General features: G+C 66.3%; 16 protein-coding genes, 3 tRNA genes and 1 other RNA gene. 17 read left to right on the top strand and 3 right to left on the bottom strand.

What is annotated here, in order from left to right; translation table 11 throughout:
- Positions 1-182 precede the first annotated feature (182 nt).
- Positions 183-272, top strand: a tRNA-Ser gene (locus B9A95_RS15070).
- A gap of 53 nt (positions 273-325) precedes the next feature.
- On the opposite strand, the gene B9A95_RS15065 is transcribed toward B9A95_RS15070, so the two are convergent.
- Positions 326-865 carry a VUT family protein gene (locus B9A95_RS15065; protein ID WP_084048068.1) on the bottom strand — a complete coding sequence of 180 codons (540 nt, stop codon included), beginning with the start codon at positions 863-865 and terminating at the stop codon, positions 326-328.
- The gene (gene queF, locus B9A95_RS15060) at positions 865-1,329 is read right to left on the bottom strand and encodes a preQ(1) synthase (RefSeq protein WP_084048067.1); all 465 of its coding nucleotides are present in this window, start codon (positions 1,327-1,329) and stop codon (positions 865-867) included. The genes B9A95_RS15065 and queF overlap by 1 nt, the downstream gene beginning before the upstream one ends.
- Positions 1,330-1,765: 436 nt before the next feature.
- On the opposite strand from queF, the gene hflX reads away from it, so the two are divergent.
- The 11 genes from hflX (at position 1,766) to ffs (ending at position 12,675) form a co-directional block, all read left to right on the top strand.
- Entirely contained in the window at positions 1,766-3,475 is a 1,710-nt protein-coding gene (hflX, locus tag B9A95_RS15055) for a GTPase HflX (RefSeq protein WP_170928664.1), read from the top strand.
- A 266-nt stretch (positions 3,476-3,741) separates the two neighbouring features.
- Positions 3,742-4,545 (top strand): substrate-binding periplasmic protein, encoded by an 804-nt coding sequence (locus B9A95_RS15050; protein WP_084048065.1) that lies wholly within the window; start codon positions 3,742-3,744, stop codon positions 4,543-4,545.
- 75 nt (positions 4,546-4,620) lie between these two features.
- Positions 4,621-5,682 (top strand): spore photoproduct lyase family protein, encoded by a 1,062-nt coding sequence (locus B9A95_RS15045; protein WP_084048064.1) that lies wholly within the window; start codon positions 4,621-4,623, stop codon positions 5,680-5,682.
- A 218-nt stretch (positions 5,683-5,900) separates the two neighbouring features.
- Positions 5,901-6,029, top strand: a complete 129-nt coding sequence (locus B9A95_RS36315; protein ID WP_281255873.1) for a hypothetical protein — start codon at positions 5,901-5,903, stop codon at positions 6,027-6,029.
- A 719-nt stretch (positions 6,030-6,748) separates the two neighbouring features.
- A complete protein-coding gene (gene rfbD, locus B9A95_RS15040) occupies positions 6,749-8,980 on the top strand; it encodes a dTDP-4-dehydrorhamnose reductase (RefSeq protein ID WP_084048063.1) in 2,232 nt (743 codons plus the stop codon).
- Positions 8,981-9,210: 230 nt separating this feature from the next.
- On the top strand, positions 9,211-10,176 hold the full coding sequence (locus B9A95_RS15035; RefSeq protein WP_084048062.1) for a diacylglycerol/lipid kinase family protein: 966 nt from the start codon (positions 9,211-9,213) through the stop codon (positions 10,174-10,176).
- 25 nt (positions 10,177-10,201) lie between these two features.
- Positions 10,202-10,909: a PHP-associated domain-containing protein gene (locus tag B9A95_RS15030; protein WP_139807025.1), complete on the top strand. Its 708-nt coding sequence runs from the start codon at positions 10,202-10,204 to the stop codon at positions 10,907-10,909.
- 891 nt (positions 10,910-11,800) lie between these two features.
- Positions 11,801-11,989: a hypothetical protein gene (locus B9A95_RS15020; RefSeq protein WP_084048060.1), complete on the top strand. Its 189-nt coding sequence runs from the start codon at positions 11,801-11,803 to the stop codon at positions 11,987-11,989.
- Between the two features lie 24 nt (positions 11,990-12,013).
- A tRNA-Leu gene (locus B9A95_RS15015) sits at positions 12,014-12,100 on the top strand.
- Positions 12,101-12,398: 298 nt separating this feature from the next.
- A tRNA-Leu gene (locus B9A95_RS15010) sits at positions 12,399-12,482 on the top strand.
- 94 nt (positions 12,483-12,576) lie between these two features.
- Positions 12,577-12,675, top strand: an RNA gene (gene ffs, locus B9A95_RS15005) — signal recognition particle sRNA small type.
- Between the two features lie 287 nt (positions 12,676-12,962).
- Here the strand turns inward: ffs and B9A95_RS32345 are convergent.
- Complete coding sequence (locus tag B9A95_RS32345; protein WP_139806813.1) at positions 12,963-13,454, bottom strand: hypothetical protein; 492 nt, start codon at positions 13,452-13,454, stop codon at positions 12,963-12,965.
- Between the two features lie 468 nt (positions 13,455-13,922).
- Here B9A95_RS32345 and purC point away from each other — a divergent pair, with 468 nt between their 5' ends.
- The 5 genes from purC (at position 13,923) to purL (ending at position 18,361) form a co-directional block, all read left to right on the top strand.
- Positions 13,923-14,639 (top strand): phosphoribosylaminoimidazolesuccinocarboxamide synthase, encoded by a 717-nt coding sequence (gene purC, locus B9A95_RS14995; RefSeq protein WP_084048058.1) that lies wholly within the window; start codon positions 13,923-13,925, stop codon positions 14,637-14,639.
- Between the two features lie 95 nt (positions 14,640-14,734).
- On the top strand, positions 14,735-14,986 hold the full coding sequence (gene purS, locus B9A95_RS14990; protein WP_084048057.1) for a phosphoribosylformylglycinamidine synthase subunit PurS: 252 nt from the start codon (positions 14,735-14,737) through the stop codon (positions 14,984-14,986).
- Positions 14,983-15,651 carry a phosphoribosylformylglycinamidine synthase subunit PurQ gene (purQ, locus tag B9A95_RS14985; RefSeq protein WP_084048056.1) on the top strand — a complete coding sequence of 223 codons (669 nt, stop codon included), beginning with the start codon at positions 14,983-14,985 and terminating at the stop codon, positions 15,649-15,651. The genes purS and purQ overlap by 4 nt, the downstream gene beginning before the upstream one ends.
- Positions 15,648-16,118: a DinB family protein gene (locus B9A95_RS14980; RefSeq protein WP_084048055.1), complete on the top strand. Its 471-nt coding sequence runs from the start codon at positions 15,648-15,650 to the stop codon at positions 16,116-16,118. The genes purQ and B9A95_RS14980 overlap by 4 nt, the downstream gene beginning before the upstream one ends.
- Complete coding sequence (gene purL / locus B9A95_RS14975) at positions 16,115-18,361, top strand: phosphoribosylformylglycinamidine synthase subunit PurL (protein WP_084048054.1); 2,247 nt, start codon at positions 16,115-16,117, stop codon at positions 18,359-18,361. Before B9A95_RS14980 ends, purL begins: the two co-directional genes overlap by 4 nt.
- Positions 18,362-18,473: the final 112 nt, after the last annotated feature.

Raw genomic sequence — 18,473 nt, 5'->3', positions numbered from 1 at the left:
GGGGGGAGCTGCGCTCGGGAGAATCGGACGGCGGGCCGGGGCGCGGAACGGTCACGCGGCCCACTGTAGTGCAATGGGCCGGGGAGCGGCAGTCCCGGAAGCGCCCCCGCCCTCCTTTTCTCCCTGGGGTGTGCTATATTCTTTGTCGCCCACCGGCCCCAGGCCGTCAAGCAACCACGCGCGGAGAGGTGCCAGAGTGGTTGAATGGGTCGGTCTCGAAAACCGAAGTAGTCGCAAGGCTACCGTGGGTTCGAATCCCACCCTCTTCGCCAGCAGAGCGCCGCCCCCACCACTTCAGTTGGGGGCGGCGCTTTTTCGCTACCGATCAGGCCGAGCGGCGGCGCAGCGCGTGCAGCGCGAGGCTCCAAACCAGGCCGCCCGCCGTCTTGGCGACGAACTGCAGCGCGATGATCGCCAGGGGAAAGCCGCCGAAGGCCAGTACGGGAAAGATCACGCTGTCGACGGCCGCGCCCAGCACGTTGGAGGTGTTGCTGCGCTCCAAATAGGGCCGGTGGCGGCGGGCGTGGTACAGCAGCGCGTCGGCCGTCTCGCTGAGGGCAAACGCCGCCACGCTCGCCAGGGCCACCCGCGCGGCCCCCGCGTTCAACAGGTACGAGAGGACCCCACCGGCGGCGATCAGGGCCAGCATGTTGCGCCCCACCGCCGCGCCCCACAGGTCGTGCAGGCGGTCACGTGCGGCGAGGTTCAGCCCGATGAACAGGAAGGCGACGAGCGGCGCGAGGCCGGGCCCGAACGCGGCGATGACGAGGTTCGCACTCACGATGGCAGCCAGGTAGGCGGCGGTCAGGACCGCCGCCTGAACGCCGCCGGAGCGGTTCAGGGCCGTCTGCGAAGAGGCCTGCATCAGCCCTCCTGCACAGCGTCCGGAGCGGGCGCGGCGTAACGCACGGTGCAGACGGTGTTCAGTCCGCCCCGCATGCCGTAGTCGCAGCGAACCTCCATCTTCAGTGGATCGAGCAACTTCACCAGGTCCGCGAGCAGGCGGCGGGTGGCGTGCTCGTGGTAGATGCCCACGAAGCGGTAGCTCGTCAGGTAGTACTTCAGGCTCTTGAGTTCCACGCAACGGTCGCGCGGCAGGTAGCGGATATGCAGTTGCCCGAAGTCCGGCAGGCCGCTCCAGGGGCACACCGGGCTGAACTCGTCCGTGGTGATCTCGATCTCCATCGGCTCACCGGGGTAGGCGGCGAGGTCATCTTCGCGCACATACGCGAAGGTGTCGAGCACGGCGACGTCGATGGCGTCCAGGCCCTGAACGTCGTAGCGGCGGTCAAAGCCCTGCTGTGCGGGCTTCTCAGCGGTCGTCTTCATGTGGTCCTCCTCTGCCTCGCCGCCGTCACGCTGCGGCGAAACGGACCGACAGCACAGGTCGGTCCGTCCACAGGGTAGCGCACCCTCCAAGCGGCGGGTCCGTTTCAATTCCACTCTTCCCGAAAACGGCAGCGGGAGGCGTTCCACCACCCACCACTTTCGCCTGCTCGCCTCGCTTGCGAGGATGGCCAGGGCATCACCCGGCAGCTACGTACGCCACACGGCCAATGTTCCTCATCCGCCCGTGTGGCAAAATGGCGACACGATGCTGAAGAACCTCAAGTAAAGGCACACGTTCTCCGCTGCTCCCCCGCCGTACCCTGGGGTGATGCCGGAACGTGCCTCCACCCCGCCGCGCGGACGCTGTCCGGGTGGCGCGGAGTGCATCTCGAGCCCTGCCCCTTTCCACGTAAGGAAGTGACCCACCATAGATAAAGTGCATGGCAACACCTCGGGCCTGCGCCCGGCCCAACTCAAATCCCTGAGCAACCTGTACCGCCGCCGTATCGAGCCGGGACGGGTAGGCTCGCCCGAACTCGCGCGCAACCTCGCCGAGCTTTCACATGACATTCGACGTGAGGTCAGCGTGCTGATTGACCGCCGGGGGCGCGTGATCAGCGTGTCCGTGGCCGACGCGAAGGGCGCGGAACTGCCGGACCTGCGCCTCGGCGAAAACCGCCTCTCGGGCTTCCACCTGCTGCACACCCACCCGCGGGGCGGAGCGCTGAGCAAGGGTGACCTCTCCACGCTGTTCCTGAGGCGGCTGGACGCGGTCTCGGCCATAGAAGTGCGGGACCAGGGACAGCCCGGTCTGGTCCACACCGCGCACCTGACCCCGCCCGGCACGGTGGGCGAGGAAGAAGACTGGCGCCTGCTCGATCCCGCGCCGTCTTTCCAGATCGACGAGTTCGACCTCGGCGCACAGGTTTCGGCGCTTGAGGAAGAAATCGCCCGCGCCGCCCGCACCCGTGAAGCGAAAAAAGACCGCCAGCGTGCCCTGCTGGTCCAGATTGACCAGGGGGAATTCGACGCCGAGGAGCGGCTCTCGGAACTCTCGGAACTCGCCCGCACGGCAGGCGCGGAAGTCGTCTACCAGGAGCTGATCTTCCGCCGTCACCTCAAGCCCGGTACCCTGATCGGCGCCGGCAAACTCGAAGAACTGACGAGCAAGGCGTACCACCTCGACGCCGACCTCCTCATTTTCGGGCAGGAACTCGGCCCGGCCCAGGCGCGCGAGATCGAGGCTGCCACGGGCCTACAGGTGCTGGACCGAACCCAGCTCATCCTCGACATCTTCGCGCTGCACGCGCAGGGCGTCGAGTCGCGGCTGCAGGTGGAACTCGCGCAGCTGCGTTACATGAAGCCCCGGCTGCTGGGCGCGGGCGCACAACTCTCGCGCATCGGCGGCTCGGCGGGCAGCGCGGCGGGCGGTGCAATCGGCACGCGCGGGCCGGGCGAAACGAAGCTGGAGCTGGACCGCCGCCGCATCAACGACCGCATTTCCTTTCTGGAAAAGCAGCTTGAAGGTGTCGCGGTCCGGCGCGAGGAACGCCGCAAGGGCCGCTCCCGCAACGACGTGCCCGTCATCTCCATCGTCGGATACACCAACGCCGGCAAGTCCACCCTGCTCAACGCCTTTACGCACGCGGCGGAGGAACCGCGCCGGGTGCTGGCCGAGAACAAGCTGTTCGCCACCCTGCGCCCCACCAGCCGTCAGGGGTACCTGGAGGGCATCGGCCCGGTGGTGCTGACCGACACGGTGGGCTTTATCCGTGACCTGCCCAAGGACCTGTCGCGCGCCTTCCGCGCCACGCTGGAGGAAATCGGGGACGCCGACGTGCTGCTGCACGTGGTGGACGCGGCCACTCCCGGCGCGGACACCCGCCTCGACGCCGTCAACCGCATTCTGGAGGATCTGGGCTTTCGCAACATGCCCACCGTCGTGGCGCTGAACAAGGCCGACGCGGCGGACCCCGAGGCCCTGGCGCGCGAGGTGGAGCGTACCGGCGGCATTGCGGTCAGCGCTCTGCAGAATATGGGGCTGCAAGAGCTCAAAGAAGCCCTGGCCGACGCCACCTCACAGGTGCAGCGGCAGGAGCTCGCCCAGCGGGAAGAGGCTCGGGAAAGGGCCACCGAGTACCGGTAGAACCAGGCCGCGTCAGGCTCCGCCTTCAGGACACCCAGTCGAGAAAACTGGGTGTCTTTCCTATTGTGGTTTACGCCGCTTTACGTATCTTCTGCGTGGTCCGCTTGGTCCAGAAGTGGACTGTCATAAATCAGACAGAGGGTGTTTCTATTATTTAAGCCAGAAACATTCCCCAATCCCGTTTGCCCCGTTCTCGTCCTGGCAAACGTTTCACCCTGACAGAGTGCGGCCCAGGGGCCAGTTCTTCTCTTCAGAAGAGGTTGATCATGTCTATTCCCCGTGTGTCCCGCCGCTCCCTCCTCCTGCTGACCACCCTTCTGGGGGCGGCGTTCCCCTCAGCGCAGGCGCAGGCGGGCGACCTGCAGAAAATTCAGAGCAGTGGCAGGTTCAGGATCGGTTTTTCCACCGATACCCCCGGCTTGATCGAGCAGCAAAACGGCAAGGTGGCCGGCTTTGCGGTCGAGCTGATGGATATGCTGGCCCGGGAGATCAAGGTCAAGGGGGTCACTTGGCAGAAGGTGGAGAACGCGGACCTGCTGATCAAGAACATGCGTGATGGCAAACTCGACGCTATTTTCGACGTTAAGCTGCCCCTCCAACTCACCGATGTGGGCCGCACGGCCCCCTTCACCTGCACGGGCGGCGTGCTGCTCAGTCGTCCCGGTGGCCCTGAGTTCGAGGAGGACATCAAGGGCAAGAGCGTGGCCGTGGCGACGAACAGCCCCTACTTCTACTATGTCCGGAACCTGCCCTTCGAGAAGAAGGTTCACGTGTTCGCTACCCCAGACCAGGCGCTGCTCGCCTTTCTGTCGGGTTCCATCGATGCGCTGGTGCTCGACCGCTTCGATGCCCTGAAGATGTACAACCGCGTGGGTGCCAGCAAGCTCCAGGTCAGCCCGCTGCTGTGGAACCAGTACCTGCAGGTGACGATTCCCGGCACCGCGCGCCGCGACAGCGCTCTGCAGGCAGCCATCAACCAGGCCTTCACCAAGCTGCAGGAGAACGGCACCTACGCCAAACTCAGCAAGAAGCACTTCGCTCAGGACGTGCGCTGCGCGGGCTGGCGCTGACACAGCGGGCAACGGAAGGGAAAGCAGGGCGCAAAAGTCACAGACACCCTCCCCGCCCTGCGCTTGACTGCGGGCATGTCCCCGCCTCTGCTCGACATCCGGCACATCTACCTCGAACCCGGGGTGGAGGCGTATGCACGCGGGCAGGAAATTCTGGCGCGCTTTCCAGATGCCCAGCGCACCGAGGTGCGCTCACACCAGAACATCCCCGGGCTGCACGGCAACGCGGGACTGGTCAAGGAGTGGGTACGGATCAAGCGGCAGGTGCTGGTGCTGGGCGTGCGCAAGACCTTCGCCCTGCGTGAGAACGGACGCAGCGCAGACTGGATCGCCCCAGGGCTCGCCAACGGCTGCGCGCTGGCCTGCGCGTACTGCTACGTGCCACGGCACAAGGGCTTCGCCAATCCGATCACCACCTTCGTGAATACCGGGGACGCGCTGCGGGCCCTGCGTCGCCACGCCGAAAAGCTGGGCCCCAAGCCCGAACCCAACCAAGTGGATCCGGAACGGTGGGTGTACGACATCGGGGAGAACAGCGACCTCAGCGTGGACGCACTGCTTTCGGGCAATGTGCGCGACCTGGTGGCCCTCTACCGCGAGTTGCCGAACGCCAAGGCGTCTTTCGCCACCAAGTACGTCAACCGCGACCTGCTGGGCTACGACCCGGCGGGCAAAACGCGCGTTCGCTTCTCGCTGATGCCGCAGCGGGTGGCGCGGGTCCTGGACGTACGGACCTCGCCCATGCGGGAGCGCATCGCCGCCATCGGGGACTTTGTGGAGGCGGGGTACGAGGTTCACCTCAATTTCTCGCCCGTGGTGATCTACGAGGGCTGGACGGCGGACTACACGGAACTGCTGCGCGAGGTCCGCGACGCCGTGCCCGAACGCGCCCGCCGCCAGCTGGCCGCCGAGGTGATCTTTCTGACCCACAACGAGGCCCTGCACGAGGTCAATCTGGGCTGGCACCCACGCGCTGAGCGTCTGCTGTGGCGGCCCGAGTGGCAGGAAGCCAAGCGTTCGCAGTACGGCGGCCAGAATCTGCGCTACCGTTACGGTTTCAAGGGCAAGGCGGTGGCCCGCTTCACGGAACTCCTCGCCCGCGAGTTACCGGAATGCCCGGTGCGCTATGCGTTCTGAAGGCCGTGAAGGCCCTTGTGCCGAGATGAACCGCCGCAACGCAACAGGGTGCCGGGGACCCAGCAGATACCTCCAGGATTCGCAAGGATGGGGGAAGCGCAAGCAGAGGCTACGACCCACGCCTCCTTCCGATGGGCGACGTTTCCTGCCCCCGGAAGGTTCCCCTTCACGTTTCGCTTGAGGGTGGCCTGGAGACAGCTGGCCCTCGTGGCGGCCGTATGGTCGCTGGGCCGCTGGGTCCCGGAGTGGGCGAACGCACCATCCTACCGCTGCTGCTGCTGCTCACGTACCTGCCCGCCGTGATGTGGCTTCTTCCCGCGCCACTGGTCCCGGGCCGTACGCTGTGACGGCGGCGCGGCCTTGCGGAGGCCCTGGCCGCAACGCTGCTGGCAGCCTTCGGCGCAGGTCTGCTGCACGTGCGTGCTGCCGCATAAGACCAACCTTATCTCCGCCGGGGACCGCGCCGTCCTCCTCGCCGCCCTGCGGTGATGACCCTCTCGCGCCTCCCGGGGCTGGAGAGCCGAGAGCATGCCCCATTCCCCTACGGTCCTGGAGGCAGCGGTGCGCGGGACGGAAGGCCCCTTGCGGGGGTGACGGTGCCGCCCTGCACCGCACCAACCGGACGCGGGTATGGCAGGTGGGCCCGCTGTGCCGGCTGACCGGCGGTGACCTCAACACAACGCCGCGTGGAGCGCTCTACCGCCGCCTCATGGGTGTCGGGACGGGATGCAGGCTGCACCTTTCCACAGCTGTATTTGCGGAACGGTCACCGGCTCTCGCGGAGCCTGCAGGCACAGCGCGCCGCGGTGCTTCTCCCCAGGCAGCGGCTGATCGTGACCCTTTTCATAGGTGCCCACCCGCTTCCTCTCATGGCAGCCCCCAACAAACATTAAGTTTCCCGTCCCTCTTTCTGGGCCCTTTCGGCCGGGAGGCCCCTCAGAATGCACGAGATTCCGCCGCTGGCCGCGTCCTGGCCGGGGGCGGCGTGCCCGTGTGCTTTGCCCTCCGTTTGGCGGTGGGCCATAAGGGCACGACAGCTCGAACGAAGAGCCGCCGCGGAGGTGACATGAGCAGACCGGAACAGAGTAGGGCCGCATCAGACCGACTGGAACTGTGGGCGGGGGTGGAGCCCACCGTCAGCCGGGTGGGCGACGAGACGATGGACCAGCTGGTGCTGGGCGGCTTTCACGAACGTCTGGACGATCTGGACCGCCTGGCATCCCTGGGGATCACCGCCCTGCGGTTTCCCCTGCTGTGGGAACGCACCGCCCCGGACGGCCTGGAGCAGGCCCAATGGTCCTGGGCGGAGACGCGTCTCAAGCGGCTGGAAGAGCTCGGCGTCGAGCCGATCCTGGGCCTCGTTCACCACGGCAGCGGGCCCTTCTCCACGCACCTGCTGGACCCCGGCTTTCCGGCAGGCGTGGCAGCCTACGCCCGCGCCGTGGCCGAGCGCTACCCTCACCTCACGGCCTACACCCCGATCAACGAACCGCTCACCACCGCCCGCTTTTCCGCGCTGTACGGCCACTGGTATCCGCACGCCCGTGACGAGCGCAGCTTCTGGAAGGCACTGATGCACCAGCTGCAGGCCACGGTTCTCGCCATGCGTGAGATTCGCGCGGTGAACCCAGCTGCCCGCCTCATCCAGACCGAGGACCTGGGGCGCGTATCGGCCACGCCGGAGTTGCAGCACCAGGCCGACTTTGAGAACGAGCGCCGCTGGCTGACCTACGACCTGCTGCTGGGACGGGTGGACCACACCCACCCGGTCTGGAGTTACCTGCTGTGGGCCGGGGCCACGGAAGAAGAGGTGGGGTGGTTCGCCGAGAATCCCTGTCCCCCGGACCTCTTGGGCCTGAACGTGTACGTGACGAGCGAGCGCTTTCTGGACGGGCACGTCCACCGCTACCCGCCCCACACCCATGGGGGCAACGGACGCCAGCGCTACGCCGACGTAGAGGCGGTGCGGGCGCGCGGCGACTTTATCGGCGGGGCCGAAACGCGGCTGCGTGAGGCCCACGCCCGCTACGGCCTGCCCATGGCCATCACGGAAGTCCACCTGGGCTGCACCCGCGAGGAGCAGCTGCGCTGGCTGCTGGAAACCTGGCGCGGAGCCGAGCGGGTGCGGAAAGAAGGCGCAGACGTGCGCGCCATTACCACCTGGGCGGCCTTCGGGGCCTACGAGTGGAACAGCCTACTGACCCGCCGCCAGGGTCACTACGAGAGCGGCCTGTGGGACGTGCGGGCCCCCCAGGCGCAGATCCACCCTGGGCAGCCCGTCACACCGCGGCCCACCGCGCTGGCGACGCTGGCGCGCGAACTGGCGACCGGGCAGACGCCCTCACACCCTGTCCTGGCCGGGCCTGGCTGGTGGCGGCGCTCGGAGCGGCTGCTGTTCACGCCCTACGGCCCAGTGCAGGCCGAGACGCCAGTTGGCAGACCGCTGCTGATCACCGGCAAGACCGGCACGCTGGGCATGGCGATGGCCCACGCCTGCGAGTTGCGTGGCCTGCCCTACCGCCTGCTGTCGCGGCAGGAACTCGATATCACCGATCCGGGGGCGGTGGCCCGGGCGCTGGAGCAGCATGACCCCTGGGCCGTCGTGAACACCGCCGGGTACGTGCGGGTGGACGAGGCCGAGGACGATCCCCGCAACGGGCACGAGAACATGGACGGACCGCGACTGTTGGCGCAAGCCTGCGCGGAAACGGGTGTCCGGCTGGTGACCTTTTCGTCGGACCTGGTATTTGACGGCACGCTGGGCCGCCCCTACGTGGAGTCCGACGCACCTCACCCGCTGAACGCCTACGGCCGCAGCAAACTCGCCGCCGAGCGCGAGGTGCTCTCGCGGATGCCGGAGGCCCTGGTGATCCGCACGAGCGCCTTTTTCGGTCCCTGGGATCCGCACAATTTCGCCGCCTTCGTCCGCCGTGAACTGCTGGCGGACCGCCGGGTGCGCGTGGCGGCCGATCAGGTGGTATCGCCCACCTATGTGCCGGACCTGACCCGGGGAGTGCTGGAACTGCTGATCGACGGCGAATCGGGGGTGTGGCACCTCGCCAACGACGGAGCTGTGAGCTGGGCCGACTTCGCCCGGCAGGTGGCGCAGGTGCTGGACCTCGATCCGGGGCTGGTGGAGGCTGTACCCGGCGCGGAACTCGGGCAGCGGGCCGCCCGTCCTGCCTACAGCGTGCTGAGCAGCGAGCGCGGCGCGCTGATGCCCACCTTCGTCAGCGCCCTGCTGCACTGGAGTCACCACGCACACGTCCCGGACGAGGAGGAACTGGCCGCCGACTGAGAATGGGAAGCAGGCGTGCGCTGTTCTGACCCTCTCCATTGGCGGAACTTGCAAAGCTCCGCAGGAGACGGGGTCTGGCAAAGCCCGGGGAACACCGCTTCCCCCTCCCCAACAGGCGCGGATAAACTGGACCTGGGCCAGATTTGACTTCACCCTCCCGCCTCCGTCTTGAAACGCCCTCCACACACCGGGGGAAGCGGTGTGCGGAACTCCTGGGCTACCCTGGAGCCATGACCCTCGACTTGCAGGCGGCCTACGCGCAGGAAGCACCGTCCGCGGAGAACGCGGCGCCCAGAAACGCCACACTGATCTTTAACGGCCGGGCGGGCGGCAGCGAGCGCTTTAGCCCCGACATGCTGGTCGAGGGGCTGCACGCCCTGGGCTACCACCCGGTCTACCGCGCCACTGACGACGAAGCGGACATCGAAGCCGCGCTGCAAGACGTGTCCGGCGCCGTCTTCGTGGCGGGCGGCGACGGAACGATCCGGGCAACGGCCCTGCATCTCGCCGGGCGCAGCGGGGTGTGCCTGGGCCTGATCCCGATGGGCACGGCCAACAACATCGCGCGGACCCTCGGAATTACCGGTGATCCGCTGGAGGTGATAGCGGCCTACGCCGGGGGGAAGACAGCGCCCCTCGACCTGGGCCGCGTCACAGCGCCCTGGGGCGAGGACCTCTTTCTGGAGGCCTGCGGCTGCGGCGCGTTCGCGGACGTGCTGGCCGAGTACGACCCGGAAGAAGGCAAGAGCCCGCTGCGGGCAGCGGGCGCACTGGTGTCCACCCTGCGGGACCTGGCCCCCCCCGCCCTCGCCCTCACGATTGATGGCCAGGCGCAGCCCCTGCGCCACCACGCCGTGCTGGAGGTGATGAACACCCACGCGACCGGCCCCCGACTGCGCCTCGCGCCGAACGCCAGCCCCTGCGACGGCCAGCTGAACCTGGTCCGGGTAGATGCGGAAGAACGCGACGGAATCCTCGCGTACCTCTCGGCCCTCGCGCGGGGCGAGTTTGACGCCCTGCCCAGCGTGCAAAACGATACCGTGACCCGCGCAGGCATTCCCTACGTGGGGCAGGCGTTCCACGTGGACGGCGAGGTCCGGCCGCCCCAACCCGGCGTTTCCGGCAAGGTACAGATTGAAGTCTGGGCTGGTGCCCTGCGCGTGCTGCTTCCCGCCCAGGGCCAGCAGGAGGGCTGAAGCCGTGCCCCTGCCCAACAACCTCATGTTCCGGGAAGGCGTGCAGGTTATGCGGATGGACCTGCACACCCACACCGAAGTCAGCCACGACTGTCACACCCGCCTCCGAGACATTCCCGCCTGGATGCTGCGGACGAACACCCGGGTGATCGCCGTGACCGACCACGACCAGCATCGTGGCGGGCCCGAACTCACCCGCATCGTGGCGGACCTGGGGCTCAGTGACCGCCTGAGCATCATTCCCGGCGAGGAAATCACCACCCGCGAGGGCGAGCTGATCGGCCTCTTTCTGCAAGAGCGCATCGCCCCCGACCTCTCGCCTGAGGAAACTGTGGTCCAGATCAAGGCCCAGGGCGGCCTGGTCATGCTGCAGCACGGCTTCGATCCCCTCAAACGCTACCGGCTGAAGCCGGAGGCCACCCGCCGCATCGCCGAGCAGATCGACATTGTTGAGACCTTCAATTCCCGCCTCTCGCGTCAGCGCTGGAACCGGGTGGCCGCCACCTGGGCCGCAGAGCGTCACCTCCCCACCTGCGCGGGCAGCGACGCGCATACGATGCGCGACATCGGGGAGGCGTGGGTGGAAACGCCCTTTCGCCTGATCCGCACGCCAGCGGACCTCCTCGCGGCCCTGCACGAGGGCACCGTACAGGGCCGCTGGACCCACCCCCTGCACGCCTACGGCCTAAAGCAGTGGCGAAACCTCAATGGACGGTTTCGGCGGGAAGGTTAGGGACCGTGCGTTTCCCCATCGTGGGGAATCAATGCCCTCCACCCTGTAGCCGGCCCAGGCCGCCCGCAAATCCGGGTGGGGAGCAAGCGCGCCCCGGGCACATGCTCCCGAATACGCTCCCTTCCGCGCGGCAAGCAGCAGGTCCCCATCCGGCGCCAGATTGCCGGATGGGGAAAACGCTGGGCGAGTTCGCTGATTCGGGAGTGCATGAACGGCAGCGTAGAACGTGAGCGAGGATTGTGGCGAAGGTCAAGATACTCTGTGACGCCTTTTGGCCCACGCCTCTGTGCCGGAATGTGGTCCGAACTGGGGAGACCCGGTTTCGACAGGGGAACCGAAGGTGATGTTGCGTGCCCAGGCGCTGCTGGCCTCGTTCAAAAACGGCAAAGCCCGTCACCGGGAAGGATCCCGGTTCATCCGTGATGAAACCAGGGGCCAACCCGAGCGGAGCAAGCAGGAAAACGGTGACGGAGAGGCGCGGAATCAGCGCGTCGGAGGGGACGTATCCGGAGACCGTATGACGACCTCAACACCACCCTCGCTCTCGCCGCTCAAGTGAGACAGCAACCGTGAAGTCCGGCCATTGGCGTTACGCGCGCCAATGGGCAGATAACTCGCGCTGGCGACACCTTATGGCTGAAGGCGAAACCAAATGTGGAGGAGGTCCGGGAGAACCCGCCCCCAGGTGAGCCGTGGCCCGACAATCAAAGAGAGACGCACGCCGAGAGGACTTTTGGACACCGGTTCGACTCGGCCCACCTCCACCACCTGCCCAGGGTGGTGGGGGTTGTTATGGCTCTCAACAGAATAAAGGAAGATGACGCTCTTCTCATATCTATTTCACCCTATAGGCGTGCCATTGCTGTAGGTGCAAGCAGCCTACACTCGGCCATGTCGCGAGAAGAACGGCTGCAGCAGGTGCTCAAGACCTTTGTGGACACCTTGAACGACTTCGCGGAGGGACGGCACTCGCCGGAGGTCCACGCCGCCACTATCCGCCGCCTGCTGGCCGAGGTGCACGCCCTGAAAGCGGCGGGCGCAGGACCCCAGGCCATCTCCACCGTTTCCTTCGTCGCTTAGAGCGCCTGCTATACTCCAGCCCGTGCCGGGATGGCGGAATCGGTAGACGCATTCGACTTAAAATCGAACGCCCCAAAAGGCGTACGGGTTCAAGTCCCGTTCTCGGCACCAAAGGAAAAAGCCTCGTCTGAGACGAGGCTTTTGTGCTTCCCCTTTCCACTGCCAGACGGATGCGGGTTGCCACCCCTGCGCCTCTGCGCAGAGGCGACGCGCACGCTGCTCAGGGGGCTGGCCCTAAGCTTCCCGCTGCTAAACCTTTCCCTCTGCAGCCGGGCTGAGAAGCGGAGGCTCCTTCGGGCGGAAACGCCACCTTGGGGCGCCTCCTGCCGGTCACGCCGAGCGCCGGATTCTCCCCCATGCCTTGACAAATCTCGCCCCGGCCCGTAACATCCTACACGCCCTTCACCCTGCTCGGGTGGCGGAATTGGTAGACGCGCACGTTTGAGGGGCGTGTAGGTTTCCTGTGTGGGTTCAAGTCCCATCCCGAGCACCATGAGAGCCGCCGGAGTCCACCGTGACCACCGGCGGTTTTTCGTTGTGGGCCCGTCTCGACGGACATGGCGGGGAGTGCTATAGTCCCCCTTGCATTGCTGGTGCAGCGCAGCGTAGACGCCTGAACCTGGTCAGGGCCGGAAGGCAGCAGCCATAAGGGATGATCTGCGGGTGCCGTTGCTTCCCGGCAATGCTTTTTTATTGGGCTGGGTGTCTGACCGCTCAAAGGTCTGACCGCCCTCGCCTTCTCTGACATTCCAGTGACGCGGACCCTTAAGCCATGCCCCACATGCGGCCTGCCACTCCCGGAGACCTTCCCGCCGTCACCCGTACCGACAAGTGGGAACCGCAGACCGCACCGTCACTTTCGAGACGCGTGATCACCCGGTGCTTGAAATTGAAGAGTGGCCGCGCGGCGTTCCCCCACCGTAGTGGTCCTGGATGGGGCGGGCAAGGTGGTGGCCTTTGCCTGGAGCAGTCCCTACAGCCACCGCGAGTAGACGTGGGCATCGGGGACCGTGACGTGTATGTGGCGCGCGAGGCCCGGGGGAAGGGCCATGGGGAAGCGGCGCTGCGCGGACGACTGGCGGCCGAGCGGACGAGGCTGCACACGCTGAGCCGCCGCGTTTTTGTGGAGAACGTCGCCCGCCGTCACCTGCACATCCGCCGCAGTTTTCGAGAGGTGTGCGTTTACCTGGGGCGCGCCCGTCTGGACGGCGTGTAGCGCGATGTGATCACGGTGGAGGTCTTGCTGGGTAAGGCGGCGCAGGGCCTCAGCGGGTGAAGCGCTCCAGCTCGGGCTGGGACGACAACTGCGCCCCAGACGCACCTCCCGCTCGGTCAGGATGTGTCCCCGGGGCGTGACGTATTCCCCCGCGTGCCACCAGGCCGAGCTGTTTTCGGCGTGGATTGTGGTGGGCACGGCCGCGTGTCCGGCGACGGGCGAGAACCATTCGGGCAGGGAAACCTTCATGTCCGCAGCGTCGCCACCCTCCGTCAGGGTGGGGGGCGCGTAGGGTCAGGGCCAGGCCATGTCCTCGCCGCCTGAACGACTTCACGCAGGCCTCTTTAGGGGATGTTAAGGTGGGTTACGGCGGCCTCGGCCTGATCCGGGTACATCCGGCACCGGGTACATCCGCACCCCACCCCCTTCTCTAAACAGCACTTCCACCCGTGTCCTGAGAGACGCCCCGCGCCCCATGCGCGGTAAGTCCGCCCGAGAGGCGGCGATGGAGGCCCACATGACCACCAAAGCGTCCAACGAGCGCCTTCCCTCTTTGACTGGGATGGCGCTCGCCCTACTTTTTCCCGCAAGGAGCATGCCTGTGGAGACAGGGTCCAGCGTTCGGGCCCATATTTGTGAATGACCCTTCACACTTCTGCCCGTCTCCATTTTCTCCTTCTCCACTCGGGTTCATCAGGAGATGAACCGGGAGGTCTTATGAAGCTTGAACAACGTTACGAAGGCAAGGCCAAGAAGGTCTACGCCACCGAAAACCCCGCCGAATACATCGTGGAATACAAAGACGACGCCACCGCCTTCAACGGCGTAAAAAAGGCCCAGATCGGCGGGAAGGGCGAGATCAACAATGCGATTACGGCGCACCTCTTTCCCCTGCTGGAGAGGGCCGGAGTTCCTACGCACTTCATCGAGAAGCTGTCGGAGCGCGAGCAGCGCGTGCGGGCCGTGACCATCATTCCCGTCGAAGTGATCGTGCGGAACGTGGCGGCCGGGAGCTTTTGCAAGCGTCTGGGGATCGAGGAGGGCACCGCCCTGTCCCGCCCTGTCGTCGAATACTGCTACAAGAGCGACGCGCTGGGTGATCCCCTGATCAACACCGACACGGCCATCGCCCTGGGCTGGGCCACCAACGAAGAGCTGAGCCGCATCCGCGAACTGAGCCTCAAAGTCCGCGATTTCCTGGTGCCCTTTTTCGCTGCGCGGAGCACGCGCCTGATCGACTTCAAGCTGGAATTTGGCAAAACCCTTGACGGGACCGTAATTCTGGCCGACGAAATCAGCCCCGACACCTGCCGCTTCTGGGACGCCGAGACGAACGAGAAGCTGGACAAAGACCGCTTCCGCCGCGACCTGGGGGGCGTTGAGGACGCCTACGCGGAGATGCTGCGGCGCGTGACCACGCCGGCACAGGGCTGAGACCGCGGGGCAGAGGGCTATTGGACGCCTCTGCCCTTTACGCTTTTCGCTCTCTGCACCTCCCCGCGACCATCTGCCTCTCCGAAGGAGCCACAATGCCCACCTACCAAGCCAAAGTCTTCGTCACCCTCAAGCCTTCTATCCTCGACCCACAGGGGCGCACCGTGGAGCGGGCGCTGTCGCACCTGGACCACAGCAATGTGTCCGGCGTGCGCGTGGGCAAGTACATCGAACTGACGCTCAGCGGCGAGCGCGCGGAAGTGGAGGCGCAGCTGGCCGACATCACGACCAACGTGCTGAGCAATCCCGTGATGGAGGACGCGCGCTGGGAGCTGGCCGAGGCATGAAAACTGCCGTCATCCAGTTTCCCGGTTCCAACTGTGACGCCGACGCCCTGCACGCGGCGCGGTTGATCCTGGACCCAGACGCCCAGTTCGTGTGGCACACCGAGGCCGGGCTGCCCCAGGGCACAGAACTGGTGTTCCTGCCCGGTGGCTTTTCCTACGGCGACCACCTGCGTTCCGGCGCGATTGCCGCCCGCAGCCCCATCATGGCTGCGGTGAAGGCCCATGCCGAACGTGGCGGTTTTGTGCTGGGCGTGTGTAACGGCTTTCAGGTGCTGACTGAATCGGGACTGCTGCCCGGAGCCTTATCACGCAACCGTGACCTGCACTTCCACTGCGCCCCTGCTCACCTGCAGGTGGAGAACAACAAGACGGCGTATACGGGCGCTTACGAGCAGGGTCAGGTCATCGAAATCCCCATCGCGCACGGTGAGGGCAACTACTACGCGGACCCCGAAACCATCGCGCGGTTGGAGGGCGAGGGCCGGGTGGTGTTCCGCTACGTGGACAATCCCAACGGCTCGTTGAACGACATCGCCGGAATCGTGAACGGCCGGGGCAACGTGCTGGGCATGATGCCCCACCCCGAACGGGCAGTGGAGATGCTGCTGGGCAGTGGGGACGGCCTGGGCCTGTTTGAGTCGCTGAAGACGGGCGGCGCGAAATGAACGCCCAGACTTTCCTGGCGGAAGCCTTTGAGCAGGAGCTGGGCATGTTCCGCACCGGACTGGGCAGCGTACTGGAAGAGACGTTCGCCGCGCCGCGCCTGGGCCATAGCCCCGCCTGGCACGCGCTGCACATCGCCGAATGGCTGCGTTTCTTCGCCCTGCAGGACTTCAGCGCGACTTATACGCACCTCGGCTGGGAAAACGCCGACTGGATGACCGCCCTGCGCGGCACTCCGCCCGTGAGCGAAACGGACGGCAAGGCCGCCGTACTGGCTGAACTGGACCGTATCGGTGCCCAGGTTGTCGCCCACATCCGAGAACTGCAAGACGACCAGCTGGGCGACATGCTCCGCGCGCCTGCCGCCCCCACCGGAGAACGTGCCCGACTGACGGGCCTGGGCATGCAGCTTCGGCACATTGCCTACCACCGGGGACAACTCAAGCTTTCGCTGAAGGACAACGCATGACCACCAACGCTGCCCCATCCCTCCGTGACCGCGCCGCCACGTTCGGCCTGACCACCGAAGAATTCGACCTGCTCGTCTCCTCCATTGGGCGCGAGCCGAATGCGCTGGAAGCCGCCATCGTCGGCGCGATGTGGTCCGAGCACTGCGGCTACAAGAACTCGCGGCCCCTGTTCCGCGCCTTTCCCACCACCGGGCCCCAGGTGCTGCAAGGCCCCGGCGAGAACGCGGGTGTGGTGGACATCGGGGAAGGCTGGGGCGTGGCCTTCAAGATGGAAAGCCACAACCACCCCTCGGCTGTGGAACCCGTACAGGGCGCGGCCACGGGTGTGGGCGGCATCCTGCGCGACATCTTTGCGATGGGTGCGCGGCCCTTTGCCGTGCTCGACTCCCTGCGCTTCGGCAACCCCGACAGCCCCCGCACCCGCTTCTTGCTCAACGGCGTGGTGGAGGGCATCTCCCACTATGGCAACGCGATTGGCGTGCCCACGGTGGGCGGCGAGGTCACCTTCCACCCCAGCTATCAGGAAAACCCCCTTGTCAACGTGATGGCCCTGGGCCTGCTGCGGCACGAGGACCTGGCAAAAGGGACGATGGGCGAAGTGGGCAACCAGATCGTGTATGTCGGCTCCAAGACCGGGCGCGACGGGTTGGGCGGCGCGGTATTTGCGTCGGCGGACCTCAGCGACGCCTCACAGGCAGACCGCCCGGCGGTGCAGGTGGGCGATCCCTTCATGGAAAAACTGCTGCTGGAAGCCACGCTGGAAGCCATCCAGGCGGGTGTGGTGGCGGGCGTACAGGACATGGGCGCGGCGGGCTTGGTGTCCTCAACGTGCGAGATGGCGTACCGCGCCGAACTGGGCATCACCATGAACCTCGACCTCGTGCCCACCCGTGAGAGCGGCATGGTGCCGATGGAACTGTGCCTGAGCGAGTCGCAGGAGCGCATGATTCTGGTACCTGTGCCGGGGCGCGAACAGGAACTGCTGGACCTGCTCGCCAAGTGGGAACTGGACGTGGTGACGATTGGCGAGGTGGAAGCCCACAACAACTACCGCCTAACCTGGAAGGGCGAGGTGGTGTGTGACCTGCCGGTGGCCCTGCTGAACGAGGCCCCCAAATACACCCGCGAGGGCGTGGAGTCGGAGGACATCCAGGCCCGGCGTCAGCGTGACCTGAGCGGCGTGCCGGTGCCCGGTGACCTGGGCGCGGTGCTGGTGGACCTGCTCTCGCACCCCACGATTGCCTCCAAGCGGCCCATCTTCGAGCGCTATGACCATCAGGTCATGACGAACACCGTGGTGGTTCCCGGAGCCGCCGACGCCGCCGTGCTGCGCGTGAAGGGCAGCGGGATGGGGGTGGCCGCGACGAGCGACTGCAACCCACGTTTTGTGTATCTGGACCCCTACGCTGGAGCCGCCGCCGCCGTGGCTGAGGCCGCCCGCAACCTCGCCTGCGTGGGGGCGACGCCACTGGCGATCACCGACAATCTGAACTTCGGGAACCCGCATAACCTCGACGTGTACTACCAGCTTCAGCAATCGGTGCAGGGCATCGCGGACGCCTGCCGGGCGCTGAATACGCCGGTCACGGGCGGGAACGTCAGCCTCTACAACCAGTACACTGAGGGCGATCGCAAAGTCGCCATCCACCCCACCCCAACCATCGGCATGGTGGGGGTGCTGCCCGACATCGCCCAGCGCGCCACCATGAACCTGAAGCCCGGGCCGCATACCCTCTACCTGCTGGGCCAGCACGCTACCACCATCGGGGCTTCGCAGTATCTGGAAACGGTGCATGGGCTGGAAGCCGGACAGGTACCGGAACTGGACCTGGGGTTGGAACAACGGGTGATCAACGGCACGCTGGCCTTGATTCGCGCGGGCCTGACCGACACCGCGCACGACTGCTCGGAAGGTGGCCTCGCCGTGGCGCTGGCCGAAATGGCGATTGCCGGGCGGCAGGGCCTGAAGGTGATGCTGGAAGCACCGGAAGGTGTACGCCCAGACGCGCTGTTGTTCGGGGAGGCACACAGCCGCGTGGTGGTGGCCGTGCCGCTGGGCCACGAACAGCAAGCGCAGGCGGTACTCGACGGCCTGCAAGTCCCCTATACCGTTCTGGGGGACAGCGTGCCCGGGGGTGACAGGGTTGCCATTTCTGTGACAGGGGCGAACGTACAGTTAAGTGTGAACCTCGATACGCTCAAAGTTGCCTACGAGACGCCCCTGAAGGAGATTCTGGGGTGATGGTGGGGACTGGAGCGCCGGGGGAGGTGAGTCTGAACGGCCTGCACGGCGCCTTCCAGCTTCGCCCTCACCGCGTTGTTCCAAAAGCGGATTGCCTCTCAACCAGCTGCTT

Source organism: Deinococcus hopiensis KR-140, from assembly GCF_900176165.1.
In the GTDB taxonomy this organism is placed as follows: Bacteria; Deinococcota; Deinococci; order Deinococcales; family Deinococcaceae; genus Deinococcus; species Deinococcus hopiensis.
This window is presented reverse-complemented; position numbering and strand designations above follow the sequence as displayed.

Coding starts and splice junctions, on each gene's coding strand:
- B9A95_RS15065 (WP_084048068.1), bottom strand. CDS start 865: ATGCAGGCCTCTTCGCAGACGGCCCTGAACCGCTCCGGCGGCGTTCAG.
- queF (WP_084048067.1), bottom strand. CDS start 1,329: ATGAAGACGACCGCTGAGAAGCCCGCACAGCAGGGCTTTGACCGCCGC.
- B9A95_RS15050 (WP_084048065.1), top strand. CDS start 3,742: ATGTCTATTCCCCGTGTGTCCCGCCGCTCCCTCCTCCTGCTGACCACC.
- B9A95_RS15045 (WP_084048064.1), top strand. CDS start 4,621: ATGTCCCCGCCTCTGCTCGACATCCGGCACATCTACCTCGAACCCGGG.
- B9A95_RS36315 (WP_281255873.1), top strand. CDS start 5,901: ATGGTCGCTGGGCCGCTGGGTCCCGGAGTGGGCGAACGCACCATCCTA.
- rfbD (WP_084048063.1), top strand. CDS start 6,749: ATGAGCAGACCGGAACAGAGTAGGGCCGCATCAGACCGACTGGAACTG.
- B9A95_RS15035 (WP_084048062.1), top strand. CDS start 9,211: ATGACCCTCGACTTGCAGGCGGCCTACGCGCAGGAAGCACCGTCCGCG.
- B9A95_RS15030 (WP_139807025.1), top strand. CDS start 10,202: ATGTTCCGGGAAGGCGTGCAGGTTATGCGGATGGACCTGCACACCCAC.
- B9A95_RS15020 (WP_084048060.1), top strand. CDS start 11,801: ATGTCGCGAGAAGAACGGCTGCAGCAGGTGCTCAAGACCTTTGTGGAC.
- B9A95_RS32345 (WP_139806813.1), bottom strand. CDS start 13,454: ATGAAGGTTTCCCTGCCCGAATGGTTCTCGCCCGTCGCCGGACACGCG.
- purC (WP_084048058.1), top strand. CDS start 13,923: ATGAAGCTTGAACAACGTTACGAAGGCAAGGCCAAGAAGGTCTACGCC.
- purS (WP_084048057.1), top strand. CDS start 14,735: ATGCCCACCTACCAAGCCAAAGTCTTCGTCACCCTCAAGCCTTCTATC.
- purQ (WP_084048056.1), top strand. CDS start 14,983: ATGAAAACTGCCGTCATCCAGTTTCCCGGTTCCAACTGTGACGCCGAC.
- B9A95_RS14980 (WP_084048055.1), top strand. CDS start 15,648: ATGAACGCCCAGACTTTCCTGGCGGAAGCCTTTGAGCAGGAGCTGGGC.
- purL (WP_084048054.1), top strand. CDS start 16,115: ATGACCACCAACGCTGCCCCATCCCTCCGTGACCGCGCCGCCACGTTC.